Here is a 3566-nt window from a genome sequence, read left to right on the forward strand (position 1 = left end):
CTGGTGGTGCGGCTGTGCGAAGGCGGCTACGGCATCACCCGCCGCGAGTGGGGGCTGATGATGATGCTGGCGCAGCACCCCGGCATGCCCCCGGCCGAGCTGGCCCAACGCCTCGGGTTGGACCGGGCGCGCACCTCGCGCGCCATTACCTCGCTGCTGGCCAAGAAGCTCATCACCCGCGACGCCATGCCCGGCGACCGGCGCCAGGCCCGGCTGTCGCTCACAGCGGCGGGCCAGACCGTGCACGACGAACTGTTTCCGCAGGTCAAGGCGCTCAACCAGGAGCTGCTGGCGGGCCTCAGTGCCGAGGCGGTGGCTGGGCTGGACCAGGCCCTGGCCGACATGCAGCAGCGTGCCGAGGCGCTGGTCGCCACCCGCACCGACGTGCCGCGCACCTACCGGCTGCGGGGTGGGCGGCATGTGGATTGAGGGGGTTTGCAGAATGGAGTTGCGCCAAAACGGGGAACCGGCGATATCCTCAAACCCGCCCTGAGCTACCAGCCCAAGGCGCACCAGCGCCCCCACGTCCCACAACGGCCCACGCACACCCAACGCCCACCCTCCATGTCCCAGCACTCGACCTCTTTGTGGAGCCCCTTGCGCCAACCCGCGTTCCGGGGCCTGTGGATCTGTGGCGGCATCTTTTTTGTGGGCAGCGGCATGCAGAGCATGGCGGCGGCCTGGCTCATGGTGGAACTCACGGGTTCGTCGTTCCTGGCTGCTCTGGTGCAGACGGCGGTGTTCATGCCCATGTTTTTGCTGGCCCTCCCTGCCGGCGTGCTGGCAGACACGACCGACCGGCGCCGGTTGATATCGGGCGCACTGCTGGCACAGGCCGGGGCGTGCGCCTTGCTCACGCTGCTGACGTTGGGGGGCTGGAGTGGCCCGGCGTCGGTGCTGCTTCTGGTGTTCATCTGCGGCTGCTGCACGGCAGTGCTCACACCCGCGTGGAACTCGTCGGTCATCGACCCCGTGCCGCGTGACGAATGGCCCCAGGCCATCACCGCCGTGAGCATTGCCTACAACGCCGCGCGCGCTGTGGGGCCCACGATGGCGGGCCTGGTGTTTGCGCAGCTGGGCGCGGGCTGGGTCTTTGCCGTCACGGTGACCACCACGCTGGTGATGTGGGAGTCCATCCGCCGCTGGCCGCCCAAGGCGCACCCGCCCTCCAAGCTGCCCGCCGAACGCCTGTGGGGCGGCACTCTGAGCGGCCTGCGCTTTGCCTGGCACTCGCGCATGATCCTCGCTCAACTGGTGCGCGTGATGGCTTTCAGCGCAGCGGGCTCGGCCCTGTGGGCGCTGCTGCCGGTGATTGCGCAGCGCCAGCTCGGCACAGGTGCACAGGGTTTTGGTCTGCTCATGGGCTGCCTGGGCACGGGCGCTGTGGCGGTCGGCCTGGTGCTGGGGCGGCTGCGCGCGCGTTTTGGGCTGGAGGCCATCGTCGGCGCCGGTGGTGTGGTGTTTGCGGTGGCCATGCTGGTGGCGGCGCTGACCCACATTGCCTGGGTGGTCTACATCGCCATGCTGTTCGCGGGCGCTGCCTGGATGTCGGCCATGTCCACCTTCAACACCGCCACGCAGGCCAGCGCCCCGCAGTGGGTGCGCTCGCGCGCCGTGGCCATGCACATGGTGGCGGCGCTGGGCGCGTTTGCGATGGGCTCGGCCTTCTGGGGCGCCTCCTCGGACCTGATCGGACTCATGCCCACCCTGTGTGTGGCCGCCGCGCTGATGGGCGCGGGCCTGCTGCTGGCCCGCCCCATGCCGCTGCGCATGGGCGCGCTGCATGAGGTGACCCAGGCCACGCCCTGGGACGAACTCTTCATCGAGGCCGAGCCCCTGCCCGAAGCGGGCCCCGTGGCCGTGGAAGTGGGCTACCGCATCGCCCCCGGCACCGATGCTGCCTTCCTCGACACCATCAGCCGCATGAAGGCCCCGCGCCGACGCGACGGCGCCACCTTCTGGCGCATCTACAAGGACCTGGGCGAGCCATCGCGGTATGTGGAGCGTTTCATCGTCGAGTCCTGGGCCGACTACCTGCACCAGCGCGCCCGCGCCACCATGGCCGACCAGGCCCTGGAGACCGAAGTGCGTGCGTTTTTGGCGCCGGGCGAAGTCGTGCGGATGTCGCACTACATTGCAGAGCGATAGATGCCCTTGAGCCGACCCGTCGTGGTTTCGGCTTGATGCGCGTCAACTTCCGCAGCCGGATCGGGTGCCGAGGCCGGCGGACTGCCTGCGACAATCGCACCATGACCTTCGCCCCCCTTGCCAACGACACCTTCCTGCGTGCCTGCCGCCGCCAGGCCACCGACTACACGCCCCTGTGGCTCATGCGCCAGGCGGGGCGCTATCTGCCGGAGTACAAGGCCACGCGCGCCCAGGCGGGCAGCTTCATGGGCCTGGCCACGAACGTGGACTACGCCACCGAAGTGACCTTGCAGCCGCTGGAGCGTTTCCCACTCGACGCCGCCATCCTGTTCAGTGACATCCTGACCGTGCCCGACGCCATGGGCCTGGGCCTGTCGTTTGCCGAGGGCGAAGGCCCGCGCTTTGCCAAGGTGGTGCGCGACGAAGCGGCCGTGGCCGAGCTGGCCGTGCCCGACATGGACAAGCTGCGCTACGTGTTCGACGCCGTCACCAGCATCCGCAAGGCGCTCAATGGGCGTGTTCCTTTGATCGGCTTCTCGGGCAGCCCCTGGACACTGGCCTGCTACATGGTCGAGGGCAAGGGATCGGACGACTACCGCCTGGTCAAGAGCCTGATGTACGCCCGCCCCGACCTGATGCACCGCATCCTAGCCATCAATGCCGACAGCGTGGCCGCATACCTCAACGCCCAGATCGACGCGGGCGCACAGGCTGTGATGATTTTTGACAGCTGGGGCGGCGTGCTGGCCGACGGTGCTTTCCAGGAGTTCAGCCTGGCTTACACCAAGCGCGTGCTGGCACAGCTCAAGCGCACCGGCGTGGATGGCACCGATGTGCCGCGCATTGTCTTCACCAAAGGCGGCGGCATCTGGCTGGAGGACATGAAGGACATCGACTGCGAGGTGCTGGGTCTGGACTGGACGGCCAACCTGGGCAAGGCGCGCGCCATCGTCGGCGGCCAGGTGGGCGGCCCCGGCAAGGCGCTGCAGGGCAACATCGACCCCAACGTGCTGTTTGCGCCGCCTGCGCAGATCGTCACCCAGGTGCATGCCGTGCTCGACAGCTTTGGCAAGCCCCACACCGACCGCAACACCACCGGCCCCACGCACATCTTCAACCTGGGCCACGGCATCAGCCAGTTCACCCCGCCCGAGCATGTGGCGGCATTGGTGGAGGCTGTGCACAGCCACTCGCGCGCGCAGCGCCAGGGCTGACACCCCGGGCGAGGCATCCAGACCGCCCGGCACGCCGCGCAGGGACCAGGTGATGGCAACGGAACACCCCGTACCGCCGCCAGCGGAGTCCCCCACTGGCCCGCAGGCACTGCCCGCCTCGGCCCTGCAATCCCCACCCTGTACTCTCGTGGACTGCGTGCGCGCCTTTTTCTGGCGCGACCTGGGCCGCCAGCCGCCCCACAC

General features: G+C 69.0%; 3 protein-coding genes. All 3 read left to right on the plus strand.

Going from position 1 to position 3566, the window contains the following annotated elements:
- On the plus strand, window positions 1-429 hold a 429-nt coding region (locus DBR23_RS10520; protein WP_108498211.1), incomplete at its 5' end, for a MarR family winged helix-turn-helix transcriptional regulator.
- Between the two features lie 135 nt (window positions 430-564).
- Window positions 565-2148, plus strand: coding sequence for an MFS transporter (locus DBR23_RS10525; RefSeq protein ID WP_108498212.1), 1584 nt, complete (start codon window positions 565-567; stop codon window positions 2146-2148).
- A 101-nt stretch (window positions 2149-2249) separates the two neighbouring features.
- Window positions 2250-3362 (plus strand): uroporphyrinogen decarboxylase, encoded by a 1113-nt coding sequence (gene hemE, locus DBR23_RS10530; RefSeq protein ID WP_099729142.1) that lies wholly within the window; start codon window positions 2250-2252, stop codon window positions 3360-3362.
- The last annotated feature ends 204 nt before the right edge of the window (window positions 3363-3566 follow it).

This window comes from Acidovorax sp. HMWF018 (assembly GCF_003061035.1).
Taxonomy (GTDB): Bacteria; Pseudomonadota; Gammaproteobacteria; order Burkholderiales; family Burkholderiaceae_C; genus Acidovorax; species Acidovorax delafieldii.

Excerpts from the sequence above, each read along its gene's own strand:
- hemE (WP_099729142.1), top strand. The coding sequence starts at position 2,250 with ATGACCTTCGCCCCCCTTGCCAACGACACCTTCCTGCGTGCCTGCCGC.
- DBR23_RS10525 (WP_108498212.1), top strand. The coding sequence starts at position 565 with ATGTCCCAGCACTCGACCTCTTTGTGGAGCCCCTTGCGCCAACCCGCG.